This is a genomic window from Thioalkalivibrio sp. ALE9 (assembly GCF_000377445.1).
GTDB lineage: Bacteria > Pseudomonadota > Gammaproteobacteria > Ectothiorhodospirales > Ectothiorhodospiraceae > Thioalkalivibrio.
In genome coordinates this window covers 117,697-138,424 of record NZ_KB898123.1, presented here as the reverse complement: position 1 = coordinate 138,424, position 20,728 = coordinate 117,697, and the positions used below count along the sequence as shown (strand labels likewise).

21 protein-coding genes are annotated in these 20,728 nt (G+C 67.4%); 18 read left to right on the top strand and 3 right to left on the bottom strand.

Annotation, left to right across the window (positions count from 1 at the left end; all coding sequences use genetic code 11):
* Position 1: 1 nt before the first annotated feature.
* The 18 genes from yidC (at position 2) to D106_RS0103745 (ending at position 18,370) form a co-directional block, all read left to right on the top strand.
* The gene (gene yidC / locus D106_RS0103830; RefSeq protein WP_018879265.1) at positions 2 to 1,702 is read left to right on the top strand and encodes a membrane protein insertase YidC; all 1,701 of its coding nucleotides are present in this window, start codon (positions 2 to 4) and stop codon (positions 1,700 to 1,702) included.
* Positions 1,703 to 1,709: 7 nt separating this feature from the next.
* On the top strand, positions 1,710 to 3,026 hold the full coding sequence (gene mnmE, locus D106_RS0103825; RefSeq protein ID WP_018879264.1) for a tRNA uridine-5-carboxymethylaminomethyl(34) synthesis GTPase MnmE: 1,317 nt from the start codon (positions 1,710 to 1,712) through the stop codon (positions 3,024 to 3,026).
* Between the two features lie 111 nt (positions 3,027 to 3,137).
* Positions 3,138 to 5,000 (top strand): tRNA uridine-5-carboxymethylaminomethyl(34) synthesis enzyme MnmG, encoded by a 1,863-nt coding sequence (gene mnmG / locus D106_RS0103820; protein WP_018879263.1) that lies wholly within the window; start codon positions 3,138 to 3,140, stop codon positions 4,998 to 5,000.
* Between the two features lie 301 nt (positions 5,001 to 5,301).
* The gene (rsmG, locus tag D106_RS0103815) at positions 5,302 to 5,925 is read left to right on the top strand and encodes a 16S rRNA (guanine(527)-N(7))-methyltransferase RsmG (RefSeq protein WP_018879262.1); all 624 of its coding nucleotides are present in this window, start codon (positions 5,302 to 5,304) and stop codon (positions 5,923 to 5,925) included.
* A 3-nt stretch (positions 5,926 to 5,928) separates the two neighbouring features.
* Positions 5,929 to 6,684, top strand: coding sequence for a ParA family protein (locus tag D106_RS0103810; protein ID WP_018867614.1), 756 nt, complete (start codon positions 5,929 to 5,931; stop codon positions 6,682 to 6,684).
* A gap of 44 nt (positions 6,685 to 6,728) precedes the next feature.
* Positions 6,729 to 7,571: a ParB/RepB/Spo0J family partition protein gene (locus tag D106_RS0103805; RefSeq protein WP_018867615.1), complete on the top strand. Its 843-nt coding sequence runs from the start codon at positions 6,729 to 6,731 to the stop codon at positions 7,569 to 7,571.
* Positions 7,572 to 7,738: 167 nt separating this feature from the next.
* Positions 7,739 to 8,125, top strand: a complete 387-nt coding sequence (locus D106_RS0103800; protein WP_018867616.1) for an ATP synthase subunit I — start codon at positions 7,739 to 7,741, stop codon at positions 8,123 to 8,125.
* Between the two features lie 31 nt (positions 8,126 to 8,156).
* On the top strand, positions 8,157 to 8,999 hold the full coding sequence (gene atpB / locus D106_RS0103795) for a F0F1 ATP synthase subunit A (RefSeq protein WP_018879261.1): 843 nt from the start codon (positions 8,157 to 8,159) through the stop codon (positions 8,997 to 8,999).
* 53 nt (positions 9,000 to 9,052) lie between these two features.
* Positions 9,053 to 9,289 carry a F0F1 ATP synthase subunit C gene (gene atpE, locus D106_RS0103790; protein ID WP_012983953.1) on the top strand — a complete coding sequence of 79 codons (237 nt, stop codon included), beginning with the start codon at positions 9,053 to 9,055 and terminating at the stop codon, positions 9,287 to 9,289.
* 53 nt (positions 9,290 to 9,342) lie between these two features.
* Positions 9,343 to 9,813, top strand: coding sequence for a F0F1 ATP synthase subunit B (locus D106_RS0103785; protein ID WP_018867618.1), 471 nt, complete (start codon positions 9,343 to 9,345; stop codon positions 9,811 to 9,813).
* A gap of 9 nt (positions 9,814 to 9,822) precedes the next feature.
* The gene (locus D106_RS0103780) at positions 9,823 to 10,359 is read left to right on the top strand and encodes a F0F1 ATP synthase subunit delta (RefSeq protein WP_018867619.1); all 537 of its coding nucleotides are present in this window, start codon (positions 9,823 to 9,825) and stop codon (positions 10,357 to 10,359) included.
* A gap of 13 nt (positions 10,360 to 10,372) precedes the next feature.
* Positions 10,373 to 11,914, top strand: coding sequence for a F0F1 ATP synthase subunit alpha (gene atpA, locus D106_RS0103775; RefSeq protein WP_018867620.1), 1,542 nt, complete (start codon positions 10,373 to 10,375; stop codon positions 11,912 to 11,914).
* Positions 11,915 to 11,926: 12 nt separating this feature from the next.
* Positions 11,927 to 12,787 (top strand): F0F1 ATP synthase subunit gamma, encoded by an 861-nt coding sequence (gene atpG, locus D106_RS0103770; RefSeq protein ID WP_018867621.1) that lies wholly within the window; start codon positions 11,927 to 11,929, stop codon positions 12,785 to 12,787.
* Between the two features lie 58 nt (positions 12,788 to 12,845).
* Positions 12,846 to 14,222, top strand: a complete 1,377-nt coding sequence (atpD, locus tag D106_RS0103765; protein WP_018867622.1) for a F0F1 ATP synthase subunit beta — start codon at positions 12,846 to 12,848, stop codon at positions 14,220 to 14,222.
* A 13-nt stretch (positions 14,223 to 14,235) separates the two neighbouring features.
* Positions 14,236 to 14,655, top strand: a complete 420-nt coding sequence (locus D106_RS0103760; protein WP_018867623.1) for a F0F1 ATP synthase subunit epsilon — start codon at positions 14,236 to 14,238, stop codon at positions 14,653 to 14,655.
* Between the two features lie 79 nt (positions 14,656 to 14,734).
* Positions 14,735 to 16,117 (top strand): bifunctional UDP-N-acetylglucosamine diphosphorylase/glucosamine-1-phosphate N-acetyltransferase GlmU, encoded by a 1,383-nt coding sequence (gene glmU, locus D106_RS0103755; protein ID WP_018879260.1) that lies wholly within the window; start codon positions 14,735 to 14,737, stop codon positions 16,115 to 16,117.
* Positions 16,118 to 16,120: 3 nt separating this feature from the next.
* Complete coding sequence (gene glmS / locus D106_RS0103750) at positions 16,121 to 17,971, top strand: glutamine--fructose-6-phosphate transaminase (isomerizing) (RefSeq protein ID WP_018879259.1); 1,851 nt, start codon at positions 16,121 to 16,123, stop codon at positions 17,969 to 17,971.
* Between the two features lie 102 nt (positions 17,972 to 18,073).
* Positions 18,074 to 18,370, top strand: coding sequence for a hypothetical protein (locus D106_RS0103745; RefSeq protein ID WP_017943077.1), 297 nt, complete (start codon positions 18,074 to 18,076; stop codon positions 18,368 to 18,370).
* 310 nt (positions 18,371 to 18,680) lie between these two features.
* Here the strand turns inward: D106_RS0103745 and dtd are convergent, their stop codons facing one another.
* Genes dtd through D106_RS0103730 form a run of 3 tightly spaced genes read right to left on the bottom strand, consistent with a single transcriptional unit; the run spans position 18,681 to position 20,480 of the window.
* Positions 18,681 to 19,127 (bottom strand): D-aminoacyl-tRNA deacylase, encoded by a 447-nt coding sequence (dtd, locus tag D106_RS0103740; RefSeq protein ID WP_018878247.1) that lies wholly within the window; start codon positions 19,125 to 19,127, stop codon positions 18,681 to 18,683.
* The gene (gene pip / locus D106_RS0103735; RefSeq protein WP_018879258.1) at positions 19,124 to 20,110 is read right to left on the bottom strand and encodes a prolyl aminopeptidase; all 987 of its coding nucleotides are present in this window, start codon (positions 20,108 to 20,110) and stop codon (positions 19,124 to 19,126) included. Before pip ends, dtd begins: the two co-directional genes overlap by 4 nt.
* 55 nt (positions 20,111 to 20,165) lie before the next feature.
* Positions 20,166 to 20,480, bottom strand: coding sequence for a hypothetical protein (locus D106_RS0103730; RefSeq protein WP_018867628.1), 315 nt, complete (start codon positions 20,478 to 20,480; stop codon positions 20,166 to 20,168).
* Positions 20,481 to 20,728: the final 248 nt, after the last annotated feature.

Below are 20,728 nucleotides of genomic sequence, written 5' to 3'. Positions count from 1 at the left end.
CATGGATAACCTTCGTCCCCTCCTGTGGCTAACCCTGGCCTTTGTCCTGTTCCTGATGTGGCAGGCCTGGAATCAGGATTACGGCACTCCCTCCCAGCCGGATCGTACCGCCGAGCAGGCCGAGGAGGATCCGGACGCGCGGCCGGAGGATGTGCCGGATGCGCCGCAGTTCGAGTCGGAGGACCAGCCGCGCGCGGACGATGCGCCACAGGTCAGTACGCTGCAGGAGCCGGACCGCCGCCAGATCACGGTGCGCACCGACACCCACGAGATCCTGATCGATACCCGTGGCGGTACGCTCCTGCGGGCGGACCTGCTGCAGTACCCGCGGGACCTGCAGGACGATCCGCTGGTCCCTGTGCGCCTGTTCGACCATCGGGTCCGGGGCTATGTTGCCCAGAGCGGCCTGACCCATGATCGGGTCAACGACCGTTCCATGGAGGGTCGCGCCCCGTCGCATCACGCCAATTTCCAGGTCGACCAGGACCGCTTCGAACTGGCCGAGGGTCAGGACACCCTCGAGGTCCCGCTGCGCTGGACCTCCGAGGATGGCGAGATCGAGGTCATCAAGACCTATACCTTCACCCGTGGCTCGCATCTGATCGAGGTGGACTACGAGGTCCACAACCGCTCGGATTCCACCTGGAGCGGTCGCCAGTACCGTCAGCTGCGTCACGGCCCCACGCCCGACCGCGAGTCCTGGTGGCTTTACACCTTCACCGGTGCCGCCTATTTCGATGGGAGCTACGAGCGCGAACGCTTCGAGTCGCTGCGCGACGACCCCATCCAGGCGCGCATCCAGGGTGGCTGGGTCGCGATGATCCAGCACTACTTTGTGTCCGCCTGGGTCCCGGGCGAGGACGAGGTCAATGCGCTCTATGCCCGCGCGGTGCCGGGCGAGGTGGGTGACGAGTACCTGATCGGCCTCCACTCCGAATCGATCCAGATCCCGGCCGGCTCCAGCGGCGCGTTTTCCACCCGCCTGTGGGTGGGGCCGAAGCTGCAGGACGAGCTCTCCCAGATCGCACAGGGTCTGGAGCTGACCGTCGACTACGGCATCTTCACCTTCCTGTCCAAGCCCCTGTTCTGGCTGCTGGACAAGATCCATGCGGTGGTCGGCAACTGGGGCTGGGCGATCGTCATCCTGACGATCCTGATCAAGCTGGCGTTCTTCAAGCTCTCCGCGACCAGCTACCGCTCGATGGCGCGCATGCGCAAGGTCGCGCCCAAGCTGCAGGCCCTGAAGGAGCGCTACAAGGACGACAAGCAGCGCATGAACCAGGCGCTGATGGACCTGTACAAGAAGGAGAAGATCAACCCGCTGGGTGGCTGTCTCCCGATCCTGGTGCAGATCCCGGTATTCATCGCCCTGTACTGGGTGCTGCTGGAGAGTGTGGAACTGCGTCAGGCCCCGTGGTGGCTGTGGATCCAGGATCTGTCCTCACGCGATCCGTACTTCATCCTGCCGATCCTGATGGGCGTGTCCATGTTCGTGCAGTACAAGCTGAACCCGCCGCCGATGGATCCGGTGCAGCAGAAGATCTTCATGGCGCTGCCGTTCGTGTTCACCGTGTTCTTCGCCTTCTTCCCGGCAGGTCTGGTCCTGTACTGGTTCACCAACAACCTGTTCTCCATCGCCCAGCAGTGGTACATCACGCGCAAGATCGAGGGCGGCGAGGACCCGGACAAGCAGAAGAGCTGACCGGGCCGTGACCGTGGCGGACACCATCGTCGCGGTCGCCACCCCGCCGGGGGTCGGCGGAATAGGCGTCGTGCGCCTGTCGGGCGCCGAGGCGCTGGAGATCGCACGGCGCCTGACCGGGCGCGACAGCCTGCGACCGCGCCATGCCCACTACGGCCGCCTCATCGATCCGGCCAGTGGCGAGGCCATCGACGATGGCCTGATCCTCTATTTCCCCGCCCCCCATTCCTTCACCGGCGAGGACGTGGTCGAGCTACAGGGGCACGGCAGCCCGGTGCTGCTGGAGGCGCTGGTCGCGGCGTCGGTCGATCTCGGGGCCCGCCGCGCGCGGCCGGGCGAATTCACCGAACAGGCCTTTCTGAACGGCCGCCTCGACCTCGCGCAGGCGGAGGCCGTCGCCGACCTGATCCATGCCCAGACGGCCGAGGCCGCGCGCCTGGCCCGCTCCAGCCTCGATGGTGCGCTGGCCGCGGAGCTGGAGCCGGTCTCCCGCGCGATCCGCGACATGCGCGTGGTCATCGAGGCCGAGATCGACTTCGGCGAGACCGATCTTGAATCCGAGGCGGCCCCGGACATCGCCCGGCGGGCGGAGGAACTGCACGCCACCATCGTCGCGTTGCTGGAGCGCCTGCGCCCGGCCCGGTACTTCGCCCAGGGCCTGCGTCTGGCCCTGGTGGGGGCCCCGAATGTCGGCAAGTCCAGCCTGATGAACCGCCTGGCCGAGAGTGAGGTGGCGATCGTCACCGACCGCCCCGGGACTACGCGCGATGTGCTGCGCTCGCCGATCGCCATCCACGGCATCCCGGTCGAGCTGATCGATACCGCAGGGCTGCATGCCAGCGACGACCCGGTGGAGCGCATCGGCATGGAGCGCGCCCGCGAGGCCGCGACCGGGGCCGATCTGATCGTGGAGCTGCGGGACCTGACCCGGCCGGAGGCCGTCCCCGATCTGGAGGCCGCGCCCGAGATCCCGCGTCTTACGGTCTGGAACAAGCAGGACTGCGTTGCAAAGGATTCCCTTCCAGGCGAGGGGATCGCCATCTCCGCGCGCACGGGTGCGGGCATCGAAGCACTGAAGCAGGCGATCGTCGAGCGCCTGGGTGCCGGCGAGGGCGGGCAGCAGCGATTCAGCGTGCGCGCGCGCCATCTCGATGGTCTGCGTTCGGCCGCCCACCACCTGGCCGCGATCGACGCGCAGGCCCCGCCGGATGTGATTGGCGAAGAGCTGCGCCTGGCCGAGGCCGCGCTGGATGCCCTGCTGGGTCGCCAGGACCACGAGGCCCTGCTCGGCGAGATCTTCGCCGGGTTCTGCATCGGCAAGTGATGGCGCAGGGAAACATGGATCCCCATGCGGCCGCTTCGACGCCGCCGCCACTCCTGCTAAACTGCTGATTTTACGTTTTCGGGCCGACCACCGGCCGGGCTTGCAGAGGTCATGGCAGAAACATTCGATGTCATCGTGATTGGCGGCGGACACGCCGGCACCGAGGCCGCACTGGCCGCGGCGCGCGCGGGTGCGCGCACGCTGCTGCTGACCCACAACCTCGAGACCATCGGCCAGATGAGCTGCAATCCGGCGATCGGCGGCATCGGCAAGGGCCACCTGGTGAAGGAGATCGATGCCCTGGGGGGCGTGATGGCACGTGCGGCGGATGCCGCCGGCATCCACTTCCGCATCCTCAACCGGCGCAAGGGCCCGGCGGTGCGCGCGACCCGCGCCCAGTCCGACCGGCAGCTCTACCGCCAGGCCATTCGCCAGTTCGTGGAGGCCGAGCCGAATCTGGAGATCTTCCAGCAGCCGGTGGCCGACATCACCATGGAGGGCGATCGTGCGACCGGCGTGGTCACCGAGGCGGGGACTGCGTTCCAGGCCCACGCCGTCGTGCTGACGGTGGGGACCTTCCTCAACGGCCAGATGCATACCGGGCTGACCCAGCAGCCGGGCGGCCGCGCGGGCGATCCGCCGAGCGTGCGCCTGGCCGCGCGCCTGCGCGAGATGGCCTTTGCGGTCGGGCGCCTGAAGACCGGCACCCCGCCGCGCATCGACGGGCGCAGCGTCGACTTCGCGCGCCTCGAGGTGCAGCCGGGAGACGACCCGCGCCCGGTGTTCTCGTTCACCGGCTCGACCAGTGATCACCCGGCCCAGCGCCCCTGTCACATCGCACGCACGAGCGAGAAGACCCATGACCTGATCCGGGCGAACCTCGATCAGGCGCCGATGTATTCCGGCCAGATCGACAGCACCGGACCGCGCTACTGCCCCTCGATCGAGGACAAGGTGGTGCGCTTTGCCGACAAGACCAGCCACCAGGTCTTCGTCGAGCCGGAAGGGCTGACCACGCACGAGCTCTACCCGAACGGGATCTCCACCTCCCTGCCGTATGCGATCCAGGTGCCGCTGGTGCAGAGCATCGAGGGATTCGAGCACGCGCGCATTACTCGTCCGGGCTACGCGATCGAGTACGACTACTTCGACCCGCGCGGCCTGCGCCCGTCGCTGGCCACGCGCGAGGTGGCCAATCTGTTCTTCGCCGGGCAGATCAACGGCACCACCGGATATGAAGAGGCCGCGGCGCAAGGCCTGGTCGCCGGGCTCAATGCCGCCCGCCTGACCCGGGACGCCGAACCCTGGATCCCGCAGCGTTCCGAGGCCTACATCGGTGTGCTGATCGACGACCTGGTCACCCGCGGCACGCAGGAGCCCTACCGTATGTTCACCTCGCGCGCCGAGTACCGGTTGCTGCTGCGCGAGGACAACGCGGATCTGCGCCTGACCCCGGTCGGCCGCGAGTACGGCCTGGTCGACGATGCCCGCTGGGCACGGTTCGAGCGCCGCGCCGCGGCGATCGAGTCGGAGATGACCCGCCTGGCCCAGACCCGACCGGACCGCGATCAGCGTAGCCGCCCGGCCCTGGTCGAGCTCCTCGGCAAGGCCCCGGACCCGGATGCGACCCTGCTCGATCTGCTGCGCCGGCCCGAAGCCAGCTACGACGCCCTGATGCAGGCGCTCCCGGAACTGGATACGGGCTGCACGCCGGACGTGCGCGAGCAGGCGGAGATCCAGGCCCGGTACGCCGGCTACATCGAGCGCCAGCAGGCCGAGATCGAGCGCCAGGCCAGCGCCGAGCAGACGGCCCTGCCGGACGGTCTCGACTACGACCGGGTCCACGGCCTGTCCAACGAGATCCGCCAGAAGCTGGCCGAATTCCGTCCGCATACCCTGGCCCAGGCCCAGCGCATTCCCGGCGTGACCCCGGCCGCGCTCTCGGCCCTGGCCGTACACCTAAGGACACACTGATCCATGTACACCCTCGCGTTGGTACCCCAGGTTTTCCGAGACCAGGCGCGGCGCGCAGCGGGTAGTGGTTCTACCCGCCCGTTTCTGATGGATTCGGGGTGCAACGCAGGATCCGAAAACCTGGGGTGCCAACCCCGAAGGGGCTCGGCCGCCCGTTGGTATCAGAAACGGGCGCGCGCACGGCGTTGCGGCTCCCTTGTGCAGAATGACTGCACGGCGGTCACCGCGCCTTGTTGGCACGCAAAAGCGACTCGAGCGCGAGGGTGTACATGGATCAGTGTGTCCTTGGAGCAGCGCGCCAGTGGCGAGTGAGGACTGGGGGGCGCGGCTCGCGTCCTGTGCCGATGCCTGGGACCTGGATGCCCGCGCCCGCGAGGTGCTGGCGACCTACCTCGCCGAGCTCCAGCGCTGGAACCGGGTGCACAACCTTACCGCGGTGCGCGATCCCGCCTTGCTGATTCCACGTCACGTACTCGACAGCCTGACCCTGCGCCCGTATCTTCAGGGCGAGCGCGTGCTCGACGTGGGCACCGGGGCCGGGCTCCCGGGATTCATCCTGGCCGCGACCGAACGCGAGCGCGACTTCTGTCTGCTGGACAGCGCGGCCAAACGCATCCGCTTCCTGCGTAACGTGATCGGCCTGACCGGTCTGGCGAACGCCGAGGCGATCCACGCGCGCATCGAGGACTTCCACCCCGAGGCGCCGTACACCACCGTGCTGTCGCGGGCGTTCAAGGCGCCGGCCGAGATGCTCGCGCGGGTCGCACACACCGTGGCGCCCGGGGGCCGGGTGCTGGCCATGCTCGGCCAGAGGTGGGTGGTCGAAGACCCCCTGCCGGCCCCCTGGACGTACCGCCGGGTGGATCCGGTTACCATTCCCGGCGAGGTGGCCGAGCGCCACGTTGCCATTATCGAGAGAACCTGAGCCGTGACCGATACACTGGCGATCACCAATCAGAAGGGCGGGGTCGGCAAGACCACCACCTGCGTCAACCTGGCCGCATCGCTGGCGCGCCTGGGCAAGCGCGTACTGGTGGTGGACATGGACCCCCAGGGCAATGCCACCACCGGCTCCGGCGTGGACAAGCATGCCGACGACCCCACCTCCTGCGAAGTGCTGCTGGGCCAGGCCACGGTCGCAGAGGCCGCCCACCGCGTGGAGGCCGGCTACGACCTGGTCCCGTCGAACGGCGACCTGACCGTGGCCGAGGTCCGGCTGATGGAGGCCGATCGCCGCGAATACCGCCTGCAGGATGCGCTGGGCGCGGCCGCGGCGAACTACGATCACATCCTGGTCGACTGCCCGCCGTCGCTGAACCTGCTTACCGTCAATGGCCTGGTCGCCGCCGACGGCGTCGTGATCCCGATGCAGTGCGAGTACTACGCCCTCGAGGGCCTGACCGCCCTGATGCGCACCATCGAGAGCATCCAGCGCGGGCCCAACCCGAAGCTGCGCATCTCCGGTCTGCTGCGCACCATGTTCGATCCGCGCAACCGCCTGTCCGGGGACGTCTCCGAACAGCTGACCGGCCATTTCGGCGACCGCGTGTTCCGCACCGTGATCCCGCGCAACATCCGCCTGGCCGAGGCCCCCAGTTTTGGCCAGCCGGCCTTGTTGTATGATGCCTCCTCGCGCGGCGCGGTGGCCTACCTGGCCCTGGCCGGCGAGATGTTGCGGCGCTGACGCCGCCCGTCCCCCCAACCGACTGTCTGCAGGAACGATCGACCATGGCGAAACGTGGACTGGGCCGCGGCCTCGATGCCCTCCTCTCCGGCGCCCAGGCCGGCGGCGACGAAGCCGACAGCCTGGATCAACTCCCGATCGAGCAGATCCGGCGTGGCAAGTACCAGCCGCGCGTGCATATGGCCGAGGCCGCCCTGGCGGAACTCGCGGACTCCATTCGTGCCCAGGGGATCGTGCAGCCAGTCGTCGTCCGGCGGCTGGAGGATGGCTACGAACTGATCGCCGGCGAACGCCGCTGGCGCGCGGCCCAGATCGCGGGGCTGGAGACGGTGCCGGCGGTGGTGCGCGACATCCCCGACCAGGCCGCCGCCGCGATGGCCCTGATCGAGAACATCCAGCGCGAGGACCTGAACCCGCTGGAGGAGGCACAGGCGATCCGGCGCCTGATCGGGGAGTTCGAGATGACCCACCAGGCCGCGGCCGATGCCGTGGGCCGTTCGCGCACCTCGGTGACCAACCTGCTGCGCCTGCTGGAACTCCACGACAGCGTGAAGGAACACGTCAACGAGGGCCGCCTGGAAATGGGCCATGCGCGCTGCCTGCTCGCTGTTCCCCTCGACGATCAGCCGGGGGTTGCCGCCACCGTGGTCAAGCGCGGCCTTTCCGTACGCGCGACCGAACAATTGGTGAAGAAGGTCCTGGCCGCCACCCCGGAGCCGAAGAAGGACACCGGACCCTCGCCCGAAGTCCGGCAACTGGAAAGCCGCCTGTCCGACCAGCTCGGCGCCCCGGTGCAGGTGCGCTACAACCGCCAGGGCAAGGGCCGCCTGGTCATCGAGTACAACAGCCTCGACGAGCTCGACGGGATCCTCGAACACATCCAGTAGAGGCCGCGGACTCCCCGCGCCAATCCTCCCGGCAACGCCGTCCGCGCGCCCCGCCCGCACCGGGCCCAAACCCCTGCTTACAGCCCCATAACGGTTTGACCTAATAGAAGGGCGCTCTTATACTACGCGCACTTTTTGGGAGAGGGGTGGGTGTGCCCATCCGCTGAATGACACCGCGACGCTTCAGACACGCCTTACAATCGCTGGGTCTGCAGCTCGCCTTAACGCTGATTCTGTCGGGCCTGCTTCTGGCCCTGTTCCCCCCGATCGTGGCGATCTCGGCCGCGGTGGGCGGCATGACCGCGACCCTCGGCAACGCCGTGGCCGCGGTCGTCGTGTTTCGGCCCTATCGAGCCGATCAGGTGGGCTCGCTGACCGCCCGCATGATGGGCGCCCAGCTGGGACGACTGGCAATCATCGCGGTGGCATTCGGGGTGGCGTTCGCTTACCTGGACGAGCCGGACCTACCGGCCCTGTTCGGCATCTTCCTCCTGGTGCACCTGGCCCCCCTGTGGTGGCTGCACCGGGTTTCTGATCAAGCAATGACGAGATAACTGCATGGCTTCAGAAAGCGAACTGCCCACGATGGAAGAGCACATTGCTCACCATCTCACGAACCTCACCTTCGGGCTCCACCCCGAGAACGGACTGAGCTTCGCCTCGACCAGCACCGAAGCCGCCGAGATGGGCTTCTGGGCGATCCATGTCGACTCCATGCTCTGGTCGATCGGTCTGGGTCTGCTGTTTCTCCTGACGTTCCGCGCAGCGGCCAAGAAGGTCACCGCCGGCGTCCCGGGCGGCTGGCAGAACTTCGTCGAAATGACCATGGACTTCGTCAACGACAACGTCCGTGGTTCCTTCAAGCACAAGAACGACATGGTCGCGCCGCTCGCGCTGACCATCTTTGTCTGGATCTTCCTGCTCAACCTGATGGACCTGGTGCCGGTGGATCTGCTGCCGCACATCGCCTATCTGCTGGGCATCCCGTACTTCAAGATCGTGCCCACCACGGATATCAACGTGACCGCCGGCCTCGCGCTGGGCGTGTTTATCCTGATCATCTACTACTCGCTGAAGATCAAGGGCCCGGTCGGCTTCATCAAGGAACTCACGGGTATCCCGTTCCAGACCAACATCGTGTTCCTGAAGCCGATCTTCTGGACGATCAACTTCGTCCTGGAGTTCATCAACCTGCTGGCCAAGCCGGCCTCGCTCGCCCTGCGACTGTTCGGCAACCTCTACGCCGCGGAGATGATCTTCATCCTGATCGGCGTGATGTACTCCGCGGGCCTGATCCTGGGTCTGGCCGGCGGCGTGCTGCATGTCGGCTGGGCGATCTTCCACATCCTCGTGGTGCCGCTGCAGGCCTTCATCTTCATGGTGCTGACCGTCGTCTATCTGGACATGGCGTACAGCGAAGACCACTGATTCCGATCTTCCTACTCAACTGACTGTTTCAACACTCGACTGGAGATACAAAAATGGAAATGGCAAACGCTCTGATCGTTCTGGCTGGCTCTCTGCTCCTGGGTCTGGCCGCTGTCGGCGCCGCGATCGGCGTGGGCACCCTGGGTGGTCGCTTCCTGGAAGGCGCCGCGCGTCAGCCGGAACTGATCCCGATGCTGCGTACCCAGTTCTTCATCGTCATGGGTCTGACCGACGCCGTGCCGATGATCGGTGTGGGTATCGGCCTGTACGTTCTGTTCGCCCTGGGCTAAGAGGCTGACCGAGTCCCGAGGATCCCTCACACTCGTCAACCCGAGGTAGCAGGATGAATATCAATCTGACCATCATCGGCCAGCTGCTCGCGTTCAGCGTCTTCGTGTGGTTCACGATGCGCTACGTCTGGCCGCCCATGTCCAACGCCCTGGAAGAGCGTCGCAAGAAGATTGCCGACGGTCTCGCCGCAGCGGAGCGCGGCGAGAAAGAGCAGGAGCTCGCCCAGGAGCGTGCGACCGAGGTGATCAAGGAAGCCAAGCAGCAGGCCAACGAGATCGTCGCCTCCGCCCAGAAGCGTGCCAACGATCTGGTCGAGGAGAGCAAGACCACGGCCCGCGAGGAAGGCGACCGCATCAAGGAAGCGGCGCAATCCGAAATCGAGCAGGAGCTCAATCGCGCGAAGGAAGAGCTGCGCAAGCAGGTCTCCGAACTGGCGGTTGCCGGCGCCGAGCAGATCCTGGCCAAGGAGATTGACGCCAAGGCCCACGGCGATCTGCTCAAGAAGCTCGCGGCCAAGCTCTAAGGAGACGTTATGTCAGACCTGATTTCGGTCGCCCGACCCTACGCCCGCGCGGCATTCGAGCGGGCCCGCGAGGCCAAGGATCTCGCCGGCTGGGCCGAGCAGCTCGAGTTGCTGGCGGCGATCGCCAGCGACTCGCAGATGCACAGTCTCCTCTCCAACCCGCGGCTCCCGCGTGCCGATCGCGCCCAGCTGGTGCTGGACGTGGCCGGTGACAAGGTCGGTGCCGAGGCCGGCAATCTGGTGCGCCTGCTGGCGGAGAACGGCCGCCTGCCGGCCCTGCCCGCCGTCCGTGACGCCTTCGAGGAACTCAAGGCCGCCGCGGAACAGCGCGTGCACGCCGATGTCACCGCCTTCCGCAAGCTCACGCAGGCGCAGGAGAAAGAGATCCACGACGCCCTGGTCAAGGGCCTGGGCTGCGAAGTCGATCTCGAATGCTCAGTCGACAGCTCCCTGCTGGGGGGCGCCATCATCCGCGCCGGCGACCTGGTAATCGACGGCTCCGTGCGAGGCCAGCTGAACCGCCTGGCTGCCAATTTGAGTCGCTAAGAGGATATTTAACATGCAACTGAATCCCTCCGAGATCAGTGATCTGATCAAACAGCGCATCGAGAAATTCGATGCCTCCTCCGAGGCCTCCAACGAGGGCACCGTGGTCAGCCTGACCGACGGTATCGCGCGTGTGCACGGCCTGGGTGACGTCATGCAGGGCGAGATGCTCGAGTTCCCCGAGGACACCTTCGGCATGGCGCTCAACCTCGAGCGCGACTCCGTCGGCGTCGTGATCCTGGGTGACTACAAGCACATCAAGGAAGGCGACACGGTCAAGTGCACCGGCCGCATCCTCGAGGTCCCGGTGGGCGAGGCCCTGCTCGGTCGCGTGGTGGACTCCCTGGGTCGCCCGATCGACGGCAAGGGCCCGGTGAACACCGACGTGACCAGCCCGATCGAAAAGATCGCCCCGGGCGTTATCGAACGCCAGTCCGTCGACCAGCCGCTGCAGTCCGGCATCAAGGCGATCGACGCCATGGTTCCGGTCGGCCGCGGCCAGCGCGAGCTGATCATCGGCGACCGTCAGACCGGCAAGACCGCCGTGGCGATCGACGCGATCATCAACCAGAAGGACTCCGGCGTTAAGTGTATCTACGTCGCCGTGGGCCAGAAGGCCTCGTCGGTTGCGTCCGTGGTGGCCAAGCTGGAAGAGGCCGGCGCGATGGAGAACACCATCATCGTCGCCGCCAACGCCTCCGAGTCGGCCGCGATGCAGTTCATCGCCCCGTATGCCGGCTGCGCGATGGGCGAGTACTTCCGCGACCGTGGCGAAGACGCCCTGATCGTCTACGACGACCTGACCAAGCAGGCCTGGGCCTACCGTCAGGTCTCCCTGCTGCTGCGCCGCCCGCCGGGCCGCGAAGCCTATCCGGGCGACGTCTTCTACCTGCATTCGCGTCTGCTGGAGCGGGCCTCCCGCGTGAACGCCGAGTACGTGGAAGAAAAGACCAACGGCGAGGTGAAGGGCCAGACCGGTTCGCTGACCGCGCTGCCGATCATCGAGACCCAGGCCGGCGACGTGTCCGCGTTCGTGCCGACCAACGTGATCTCGATCACCGACGGCCAGATCTTCCTCGAGACCGACCTGTTCAACTCGGGTATCCGTCCGGCGATCAACGCCGGTCTGTCGGTCTCCCGCGTGGGTGGTTCGGCGCAGACCAAGATCATCAAGAAGCTCGGTGGTGGCGTGCGTCTGGCGCTGGCCCAGTATCGCGAGCTGGCGGCATTCTCGCAGTTTGCCTCCGATCTGGACGAACTGACCCGCAAGCAGCTGGATCGCGGCAAGCGCGTGACCGAGCTGATGAAGCAGGGTCAGTACCAGCCGATGTCCATTGGCGAGATGGCCTTCTCCCTGTATGCCGCGAACGAGGGCTACCTCGACGACGTCGAGGCGGAAAAGGTCGTGAGCTTCGAAAAGGAACTGATCGCCTATGCGCGTTCCTCGCAGAAGGAGCTCCTGGACGAAATCAACAGCACTGGCGACTACAACGACTCCATCCAGGAAAAGCTGAAGAAGGCCCTGGAAGAGTTCAAGGCCAAGCACAGCTGGTAACGGGAGCACGCAATGGCGGGCACTAAGGAGATTCGGACGCAGATCAAGAGTATCCAGAATACTCAGAAGATCACCAAGGCGATGGAGATGGTCGCCGCGTCCAAGATGCGCAAGGCCCAGGACCGTATGGAAGAGTCCCGGCCCTACGCGCAGAAGATCCACGACGTGATCGGTCACGTCGCCATGGCGAATGCCGAGTACAAGCATCCGTTCATGGTTGAGCGCGAAGTGAAGCGCGTGGCGCTGATCATCGTGTCGACCGATCGCGGCCTCTGCGGCGGGTTGAATACCAACCTGTTCAAGAAGGCTGTCGGCGAGATGCGCCGGTACCGCGACGAGGGTGTCGAGGTCGATCTCTGCGTGGTGGGCAACAAGGCGCTGCAGTTCTTCAAGCGCCTTGGCGGCAACATCGTGGCCGAAGCCAAGGATCTCGGTGACCGTCCGCACATCAACGACCTGATCGGGTCGATCAAGGTGGTGCTGGACAACTTCCGCGACGGCAAGGTGGACCGCGTCGTGCTGCTGGAGAACAAGTTCGTCAACACGATGACGCAGCAGCCCGAGGTGACCCAGCTGCTGCCGACGGCGCCGAGCCGGGACGAATCGCTCAAGCACCACTGGGATTACATCTACGAGCCCGACACGCATCCGGTGATGGATACGCTGCTCGAGCGCTATGTCGAGTCCCTGATCTACCAGGCGGTGGTCGAGAACGTGGCCTGCGAAATGGCCGCGCGCATGGTGGCGATGAAGTCCGCCTCCGACAACGCCGGCACGATGATCAAGGACCTGCAGCTCGTCTACAACAAGGCGCGCCAGGCCGCGATCACCCAGGAGATCTCCGAGATCGTCAGCGGCGCGGCCGCGGTCTAGCGCCCGCCGTCACGTATCGGTCGACTCGGCACGAATTACGACTTACGAGGATGAACAAATGAGTTCTGGAAAGATTGTCGAAATCATCGGCGCCGTCGTGGATGTGGAGTTCCCCCACGGCGAAGTGCCCAAGGTCTACGACGCCCTGACCCTGGAAAACGGCCTGACCCTGGAAGTCCAGCAGCAGCTGGGTGACGGTGTCGTGCGCACGATCGCCATGGGGACCACCGAGGGTGTGAAGCGTCAGACCCCGGTCACCGCGACCGGCAAGCCGATCTCCGTGCCGGTCGGCAAGGGGACTCTGGGCCGCGTGATGGACGTCCTCGGTCGTCCGGTGGACAACGCCGGCGACGTGGAGGCCCAGGAGACCTGGTCGATCCACCGCGCCGCCCCGACCTTCGACGAGCAGGCGGGCTCCACCGAGCTGCTGGAAACCGGCATCAAGGTCATCGATCTGCTGTGCCCCTTCGCGAAGGGCGGCAAGGTCGGCCTGTTCGGCGGCGCCGGCGTGGGCAAGACCGTCAACATGATGGAGCTGATCCGCAACATCGCGATCGAGCACTCCGGTTATTCGGTGTTTGCCGGCGTGGGCGAGCGTACTCGTGAAGGGAACGACTTCTATCACGAGATGAAGGACTCCAACGTCCTCGACAAGGTGGCCCTGGTCTACGGCCAGATGAACGAGCCGCCGGGCAACCGTCTGCGCGTCGCGCTGACCGGTCTCACCATGGCCGAGTTCTTCCGTGACGAAGGCCGCGACGTGCTGATGTTCATCGACAACATCTACCGCTACACCCTGGCCGGGACCGAGGTCTCCGCGCTGCTGGGTCGTATGCCGTCCGCGGTGGGTTACCAGCCGACCCTGGCGGAAGAGATGGGTGTGCTGCAGGAGCGCATCACCTCAACCAAGAAGGGTTCGATCACTTCCATCCAGGCCGTCTACGTGCCGGCGGATGACTTGACCGACCCGTCCCCGGCCACGACCTTTGCGCACCTGGATGCGACCGTCGTGCTGTCGCGCCAGATCGCCGAGCTGGGGATCTACCCGGCGGTGGATCCGCTGGATTCCACCTCGCGCCAGCTGGACCCGCAGATCATTGGCCAGGAGCACTACGACACCGCCCGTGCGGTGCAGGGTACCCTGCAGCGCTACAAGGAGCTGAAGGACATCATCGCGATCCTCGGGATGGACGAGCTGTCGGAAGACGACAAGCTGGTCGTGGCCCGCGCGCGCAAGATCCAGCGCTACCTGTCGCAGCCGTTCTTCGTGGCCGAGGTCTTCACCGGGGCGCCCGGCAAGTACGTGTCCCTGAAGGACACCATCCGTGCGTTCAAGGCGATCGTCGACGGTGAATACGACCACCTGCCGGAGCAGGCCTTCTACATGGTCGGCACCATCGAGGAAGCCGTCGAGAAGGCCGAGAAGCTCGGCTAAGGAGCAAGGCGTTATGCCCATGAATATGCATGTGGATGTGGTCAGTGCGGAGGAGTCCATCTACTCCGGTACGGCCCTGATGATCGCCGCGCCCGCCGAAGGTGGCGAGGTCGGCGTATATGCCGGGCATACCCAGATGCTCGCCCGGCTCAATCCGGGCGAACTGCGCATCCAGGAAAAGGAAGGCGCCGAGCCGCAGCCGGTGTTCGTCTCCGGCGGCATCCTCGAGGTCCAGCCCTACCACGTAACCGTCCTCGCGGACACCGCAGTGCGGGCCAAGGACCTCGACGAGGCCGAGGCCCTGGAGGCCAAGAAGCGCGCGGAGGAGGCCCTGGAGAATTCCAAGGCCGACTTCGACTACGCCAAGGCTCAGGCGGAACTGGTCGAGGCGGCCGCGCGCCTGCAGATGATCCAGAAGCTGCGCCGGAAATAATCCGGCGAATTGCGACGGATGACCTACCCCAAGGGCCAACCATCTCGGTTGGCCCTTTATCATTGCAGCCATGCCTGAAATGACACCCCTCCATCTCGTGGTACTGGCCGCCGGCAAGGGCACGCGCATGCGTTCGCGCAAGCCGAAGGTCCTGCAGCCCCTCGCCGGCCGGCCCCTCCTTGCACATGTCCTCGACCGCGCGGCCGCGCTGGACGCCGCCGCCTGCCACCTCGTGGTGAGCCACCAGCAGGAACGCGTGCGCGCCGCGTTCGCGGAATCGACGCTGCCCCTCGACTGGATCGATCAGGGTGAGCCCCGCGGCACGGGACACGCGGTGTTTCGCGCGCTGGAACATGTCCCCGAGGCAGCGCGCGTGCTGGTGACCTACGGCGATGTGCCGCGGATCCCGGTCGCCGACCTCGAGGCCTGCGCGGCGGGCGATGGGGTGACCGTGCTCGCCGCGCGTGTTGCCGATCCCGGGGGCTACGGGCGCCTGATCCTGGCCCCGGACGGCGCCCTCGAGCGAATCGTCGAGGACAAGGAGGCGTCGATCGACGAACGGGCCGTGGATCTGATCAATACCGGGGTCCTGGCCGCGCCGGCGGGCGATCTGCGCCGTTGGCTGGCTGCCTGCGAGCCGGCACCGGGTGGCGCGCGCGAGTGGTACCTGACCGACGTGGTCGCCGCGGCCCGCGCCGACGGATCCGCGGTCACGGTTGCCGAGAGTCGGGATCCGGCCGCGGTGCTCGGCGTGAACGATCGCGCCCAGCTGGCCGTCCAGGAACGGCTCTACCAGAAGGCGCAGGCCGCCGACATGATGCGCGACGGCCTGGCACTGGCCGATCCCGACCGTGTCGATGTCCGAGGCGTTCTCACCTTCGGGCAGGACTGCACCCTGGACGTGAACGTCGTGATCGAGGGCACGGTCACGCTGGCGGATGATGTCTACATTGGCCCCGGCTGCGTGCTGCGCGACTGCCAGATCGGGTCGGGCACGCAGATCGCGGCGCACAGCATCCTCGAGGGGGTGCGGGTGGACGCGGATGCCCGGATCGGGCCGTTTGCGCGCATCCGGCCGGGCACGGTTCTCGGCACGGGCGCGCGGGTCGGCAACTTTGTGGAGATGAAGAACGCCACCCTCGGTCCGGGAGCGAAGGCGAATCACCTGACGTATGTCGGTGATGCCCGGGTGGGCGCGGGCGCGAACCTGGGCGCCGGCACCATCACGTGCAATTATGACGGGGCCAACAAGCACCACACCGAGATCGGCGAACGGGCCTTTATCGGCTCGAACACCGCGCTCGTGGCGCCCATCCGCATCGGCGATGATGCCACTGTGGGTGCCGGGTCCACCCTGTCCGACGACGTCGAGCCGGGTGCCCTGGCGCTCACGCGCGCCCGGCCCCGCACCATCCGCGACTGGCCGCGTCCGAAGAAGACCAGCAAGAACAAGGAGAGCTAACCCATGTGCGGTCTGGTGGCAGGCATCGGCGAGCGCAACCTGGTCCCCGTCCTGGTGGAAGGGCTTCACCGCCTGGAGTACCGGGGCTACGACTCCGCCGGCGTAGCGGTGGTGAACGACGGGGCGGTTGCGGACATCCGCGCCATCGGCAAGGTGGCGGCGCTGGAGCAGCGCATCGACGCCGCCGGCCTGCAGGGGCGCGTGGGCATCGCCCACACCCGCTGGGCCACACACGGTGCCCCGAGCGAGGAGAATGCCCACCCCCATCGCTCGCGGGATGGCCGCGTGGCGATCGTGCACAACGGCATCATCGAGAACCATGCGGACCTGCGCTCGCGACTGGACGCAGCGGGCTGGCCCTGCGTGTCGGCGACCGACAGCGAGGTCATCGCCCACCGGCTGGAACAGGCGCTGGAGGCCGGTGCCACCCCGCGAGAGGCGATGCGCAGCACCTGCGCCGAGCTCCAGGGGGCCTACGCCATCGCCGCGGTGTTCGCGGACTTCCCCGACGAGCTGATCGTCGCCCGCTCCGGGAGCCCGGTGCTGCTCGGCCTGGGGATTGGCGAGACCTTTGCCGCCTCCGACGTGCAGGCCCTGCTCCCGGTGACCCAGCGCTTTGTCGACCTCGAGGACGGCGACATCGCCCGTCTGACCCGCGCCGGCGTCGAGGTCGAGGATGCGCGCGGGGCCCCGGTCGAGCGCGGCATCCGCGAGAGTCGGTGCCAGGTGAACGTCGCAGACCGTGGCGAATACCGGCATTTCATGCTCAAGGAGATCTACGAGCAGCCCCACGCCCTCGAGGAGACGTTGTCCGGTCGCCTCGGCGAAGCGGCCATCCTCGAAAACATCCTCGGCCCGGGCAGTGACGAACGGCTCGCCGCCGTCGCCGCCGTCCAGATCGTGGCCTGCGGCACCAGCTATCACGCCGGCATGGTCGCGGCCCACTGGATCGAGGAGCACCTGGGCCTGCCGGCGCGGGTGGAGGTCGCCAGCGAGTACCGCTACCGCCGCCATGTCCTCGCCCCCGGCACGCTGCTTGTGGTGATCTCCCAGTCCGGTGAGACAGCCGACACCCTCGCGGTGCTGCGCCAGTCCCAGGAGGAGCCGTTCCTCGCCCGCCTGGCCATCTGCAATGTCCCCGAGAGCACCATGGCGCGCGCGGCCGACCTGATCCTGATGACGCACGCCGGCCCGGAGATCGGTGTCGCCTCCACCAAGGCCTTCACCACCCAGCTCGCCGCCCTGGGGATCCTGGTCCTGCTGCTGGGTCAGGTCGCGACGGCCGCCCGGATGCCGGCCAGCGACCGTGCCGCCGCTGTCGCGGCCCTGCGGGGTCTGCCGGATCAGGTCGCGCGGATCCTCGCCCTGGACACCCCCATCGCGCGGATCGCCGAGGACCTGCTGGAACGCCAACACGCCCTGTTCCTGGGCCGGGGCGCGTATTTCCCGATCGCCCTGGAGGGTGCCCTCAAGCTGAAGGAGATCTCCTACATCCACGCCGAGGCCTATCCCTCGGGCGAGCTGAAACACGGCCCGCTGGCCCTGGTCGATACGGAGATGCCGGTGATCGCGGTCGCCCCGGACGACGCCCAGCTGGAAAAGCTCTCCAGCAACCTGCAGGAGGTTCGGGCGCGGGGCGGGCAGCTGATCGTGATCGGCGAATCCAGCGCCGCACGGGCGCTGGCCCCGGAAGACACCTGGATCGGCCTCCCGCAGAACGAGGCCCTCAGTCCCTGGCTGGCGCCGGTCCTGTTCACCATCCCGCTGCAGTTGCTCGCCTATCACACGGCCGTGCTGAAGGGCACCGACGTGGACCAGCCGCGCAACCTCGCGAAGTCGGTCACCGTCGAATAACGCGCCGCGCCAAACCGCTCGTTCCATCAGGAAACGCTTGTATTCGCGCCCCGGGTCGGCTAGATTCGGGCGCGCTTGAACAATCTGTCACAGGAGTCCCTCATGGATCAGCAAGAGCTCAACAACCGCTGCGTCACCCTGTTCCAGTCCCCGCGCATCCAGACCAAGCTCTGGAACCCGCGCATGTTCTGGGAAGTGGGCCGCAAGCTGAACACCACCCCGGACGAACTGACCCAGCCGAAGGTCGACCTGTGCGAGCTGGAAGTGATGCTCTCCGCTGCCGCCTACGAGCCGTCGCAGTGTGCCGACAACCTGAACCAGCGCGAGGCCGGCCGTGCCGACTTCATCCGTCGCGCGGTCCAGTCCGGCCAGCGTCCGTTCCTGCGCCGCGCGGCCTGATCCGCGCCCGCAGCGAACCCCGCGCTGTCCCTGGAGACCCGGCCCTGTGCCGGGTCTCTTCGTTTCCGGCCCCGCAAACCATTTTGGTCACCACAGAGCACACACAGGACACGGAGAAAGTACGGAGGGGCTTGGAGCGAATCCCTTCGTCGGGCCGCCGGCGCGGCCACGGCATCCGCAGCACGCGAGCCGGGACCTTCTCTGTGTCCTCTGGGCCCTCTGTGGTGCTATCGCCCTTCTTCGTGCCTTCGTGCACTTCGTGGTGCAACCCGCCCTTGCCCTCTGGTTCCGTCGCCCGTCGCGTCGCGGGTTACTGGCCACGGGCCTCCAGCCAGAAGGTGACCGGCCCGTCGTTGGTCAGGCTCACCTGCATGTCCGCGCCGAAGCGACCACTGGCCACCGGTGCGTGGCGTTCCCCGGCCCGCCGCACCAGATAGTCGAACAGTGCCGCCCCGTGTTCCGGGGTGGCGGATCCCGAGAAGCTCGGGCGCATCCCCTTGCGGGTGTCGGCCGCGAGGGTGAACTGCGGCACCAGCAGCAGCCCGCCCCCGGTCTCGGTCAGGCTCCGGTTCATCCGCCCCTCGGCGTCGGCGAAGACCCGGTAGCCCAGCAACCGGTCCAGCATGCGCTCTGCGCCCGCCTCGGTGTCATTCGGCTCCACCGCGACCAGCGCGAGCAACCCCGGCCCGATGGTCCCGACCGCCTCCCCGTCGATCGCGACCCGGCCCTCGGTGACGCGCTGGATCACCGCGATCACGCGCGCGCTCCCCCGGTCCCGGGCTCCACCTGCCCCGCCAGGTCGGCGGCCAGCCGGTCGGTCGCGGCCACCAGGCGGCGCAGGATCCCGGGCTCGGCGGCCGAATGGCCCGCATCCGGCACGATGTCCAGCTGCGCCTGTGGCCAGGCCCGGTGCAGCGCCACCGCCTGGTTGACCGGACAGACCACGTCATAGCGCCCGTGCACCAGCGTCCCGGGGATCCCCGTCAGCCGCCCGGCGTCGCGCAGCAGCTGGTCCGGCTCGAGGAAGGTGTCGTGTTTGAAATAGTGGCACTCCAGCCGCGCGAGGCTGACCGCGACGTCCGGGTCCTCGAAGTGGGCAATGACATCGGGGTTCGGCACCAGACAGGATGTACGCCCCTCCCAGCCCGACCAGGCCCGGGCCGCGGCCTCGCGCACCGGGCGTTCCGGCGAGGTAAGCCGCCGGTAGTAGGCGCCCACCATATCGTCGCGCTCGGTCTCGGGGATCTGAGCCTCGTACTCGGCCCAGGCCTCGGGGAACAGACGGTCGGCCCCGGACTGGTAGAACCACTGGATATCCTGCGGCCGGCACAGGAAGATCCCGCGCAGCACCAGGCCCAGCACCCGCTCCGGATGCGTCTCGGCGTAGGCCAGGCCGAGGGTGGAGCCCCAGGACCCCCCGAATACCACCCAGCGCTGGATCCCCAGGTGCTCGCGCAGGCGCTCGATGTCCGCGACCACGTGCCAGGTGGTGTTCGCCTCCAGACCGGCATGCGGGGTCGAGCGCCCGCAGCCCCGCTGGTCGAACAGCACGATCCGGTAGCGTTCCGGGTCGTAGAAGCGCCGGTGCCAGCCCTCGCAGCCCGAGCCCGGTCCGCCATGCAGGAATACCACCGGGATCCCGTCGGGATTGCCGCACTCCTCGAAGTAGAGTTCGTGGCCGTCGCCGACCGCCAGGCGGCCCATCCCGTGGGGTTCGATCTCGGGGTACAGTGCGTCCATCAGGGGTCTCCGGCCAAAACCCCGAGTGTCGCCAAAAAGTCCCGCGGGCGAAAGACTACTCCGGGTCGTCGATCACCCGCCCGCGGTAGACCCGGCGTTTGTGGGTGGGCCGGCCCCCTGCGGATGGCGCCGCGTCGGTCCCGGCGGGCGGCTCACGCCGCGGCGCGTGCAGATACCCCGACCCTTCGAGCTGGCTGCGCAGGGTCAGCGCCGCGGCCTGCACCAGGCTCGACTGCGAGCGCGCCGCATAATCCAGAATGGTCTCCATGAAGTCCGGGTCACTGACCGACAGCCGGGCCACTGCGGGGAATTCGGCCCGCATGTTCCGCCGCAGTTCGGCGGCCAGGCTGAGGCTCTTGCGGTCGTGCATGGGGGTCCCCGGTGGACATGGGTGTTCCCGAGCTCATGCAAACCCAATGCCACGGCGGGACCCGCCGCGCAGGCCCAGCGTGCGCCCCGGTCGCCGCGATCCCGCACCGCGATCCCGCACCCTGGCGGCGCAACGCTTGCCCGGCCACGGTGCATGCGCGGCCCGCTGCGCCCCAAAGCCTGGCGTGCCCTCTCCCCGGATTGGCATGCCGGTGCTTGCGTGCCGGGCGGCGGCGGCCTATGTTGCGG